This is a genomic window from Micromonospora sp. NPDC003776 (genome assembly GCF_053605645.1).
This window is the reverse complement of the sequence record NZ_JBSGJR010000823.1, coordinates 1-2,204: the sequence shown is the minus strand read 5'-3', so window position 1 is coordinate 2,204 and position 2,204 is coordinate 1. Positions and strand designations below refer to the sequence as shown.

At 70.5% G+C, this 2,204-nt stretch carries 2 protein-coding genes and 1 tRNA gene; 1 reads left to right on the top strand and 2 read right to left on the bottom strand.

Annotated elements, in window-relative coordinates; translation table 11 throughout:
- Positions 1-80 precede the first annotated feature (80 nt).
- Positions 81-359 (bottom strand): alcohol dehydrogenase catalytic domain-containing protein, encoded by a 279-nt coding sequence (locus ACWEVO_RS35355; protein WP_452311757.1) that lies wholly within the window; start codon positions 357-359, stop codon positions 81-83.
- Between the two features lie 89 nt (positions 360-448).
- A tRNA-Lys gene (locus ACWEVO_RS35350) sits at positions 449-521 on the bottom strand.
- A gap of 176 nt (positions 522-697) precedes the next feature.
- Between ACWEVO_RS35350 and ACWEVO_RS35345 the strand changes: the two genes are divergently transcribed.
- Positions 698-1,966, top strand: a complete 1,269-nt coding sequence (locus tag ACWEVO_RS35345; protein ID WP_452311756.1) for an Ig-like domain-containing protein — start codon at positions 698-700, stop codon at positions 1,964-1,966.
- Positions 1,967-2,204 lie beyond the last annotated feature (238 nt).

Here is a 2,204-nt window from a genome sequence, read left to right as displayed (position 1 = left end):
GGATTCCACCTCCACGCCCACGCGACCCCACCCAGGTGGGAAACGATCCCGGAAACCCAAACCGACCCAGGATCCCTAAGCTAATCAGCGACGCTGTTGCACCAGACCAGGTCGCCGACCGCGAACCCGGGGGCGCCGGGGCGGGCTTCGGTGACCCGGCCGACCAGGTCCCGACCGACCACGAACGGCAGCGGCAGCGGCGTGCGGAACGCCCCGGAGCGCACAAAGGTGTCGACGTGGTTGACGGTGGTGGCGAGGACGTCGACCAGGACGTCGGTGGGGCCGGGGCGGGGTGCCGGCAGCTCGCCGTGGCGGATCTCGGCGGCCGGCCCGGGACGCTCGATGTAGGCAGCGTGCATGGCTCAATTCTGGCGACCGGCCCGACACCCACCCCGGGAACGAGAAAGGCTCTGGTCCGGTGGAACCGGACCAGAGCCTTGATCACCTGTGCGCCGCCAGGGACTCGAACCCCGAACCCGCGGATTAAGAGTCCGCTGCTCTGCCAGTTGAGCTAGCGGCGCTCGCTGGCAACGGGGAGAACATTAGCACGCCGCTGGACGGCGCTTCCAATCAGATCCTGGGCTCCCCTCTTCGGTCGAGCTTACCGGACAAACCGGACCAAACTTCCCGACAGGGGCGGGGGGCGCGGGCGCTGATGCGGCACCATGTCCGCCAGGTACGCGAGACAGGGGTGGGGATGGGCAGGTTCGCGCGGGCCGGGGCGATGATGGGCGCCCTGGTCCTCACGGCGTCGCTGGCACTGGCCGGGTGCGGGGGCGACGACCCGAAGAAGCCGGTGGTCGTGGGCGGCGGCCAGCAGGGGGAACCACCCGCGACCGCGTCCGCGGGCGCATCGGGTGGGGCGACGCCGGGGGCGGCAGCCCCGCTGGCGGTGATCCCCGCCGACGGAGCGACCCGTCGACCGGTCAGCACCGAGATCAGCGCGAAGCTCCCCGGCGGCGGGACGGTGTCGAAGGTCGTCCTGACGACCGCGGGCGGCAAGCCGGTGGCGGGCCAACTGCGCCGGGACGGCTCGTCCTGGGTGCCGTCCGCCCCGCTGAAGTACGGCACCCGCTACACCGCCACGGTCACCGGAACCGGCCCCGACGGCCGGGTGCACGAGGGCACCAGCACCTTCACCACGATGGCCCGCCCGAAGTCGATGATCGGCTCGGGCCTCTACCTGTTCAGCGACCGGACGTACGGCGTCGCCATGCCGGTGGTCGCCGAGTTCTCGCCGGGCATCCCGCAGAAGGACCGGGCCGCGGTGCAGCGGCGGATGTTCGTACGGACCGACCCGCCGCAGCCGGGCGCCTGGCACTGGCTTCCCAACGGCACGCAGGCCTACTACCGGGCACCCGAGTACTGGAAGTCCGGCACCACCCTCACGGTGCGGCTCGCGCTGGCCGGCGTCCCGTTGAGCAACGGCCGCTACGGCAACGTCGACCGGAGCGCGACCGCGACGATCGGCCGGGCGTTCGAGATGAAGGTCGACAACGCGACCAAGAAGATGACCGTGTACGAGAACGGCGCCCTGGTCCGGACGATGCCGGTCAGCCTCGGCAAGAAGAGCACCCCCTCCTCCAGCGGCACCATGGTGGTGATGGAGAAGAAGGAGTCGACGGTCTTCGACACCCGGGACGACCCGGACCCGGACAACCGGTACGTCACGGAGATCGACTTCGCCCAGCGGCTGACCTGGGGCGGCGAGTACATCCACGCGGCTCCCTGGTCGGTCGCCGCCCAGGGCCACCGGAACGTCTCGCACGGCTGCGTGAACGTCTCCACGGCCAACGCGAAGTGGCTCTTCGCCCGGACCATGATCGGTGATCCGATCACCGTCCGGGGCACCGAGCGGACACTGGCGCCGGGGAACGGCTGGACGGCCTGGAGCCTGAGCTGGTCGGAGTTCGCCGCGGGCAGCGCGCTGCCGGTGCCGGAGGGCGGCGAGGCGCCCGCCTTCTGAGGGGCCGGACCGGAGCAGCGGCGTGATCTCGATCACTGCCGTCGGCGGAGCGAAGACGAGCCCCGCTCAGAAAAGCGTGGCACCGTACCAGAATCGTTACATCCCGGGTGGGGTGTTTCGGTTCACTTCCGGCAACGGGTATCCGTATCGCTGCGTCTGTAGGTAACGATGGGACCGGGGACCACGACTGTGAGGGAATCATGCGAGCTAGCCAGGACGAGCTGATCCGGCCCGGCAC

Bases quoted from the DNA above. Each gene is read 5' to 3' on its own strand.
- ACWEVO_RS35355 (WP_452311757.1), bottom strand. From the start codon at position 359: ATGCACGCTGCCTACATCGAGCGTCCCGGGCCGGCCGCCGAGATCCGC.
- ACWEVO_RS35345 (WP_452311756.1), top strand. From the start codon at position 698: ATGGGCAGGTTCGCGCGGGCCGGGGCGATGATGGGCGCCCTGGTCCTC.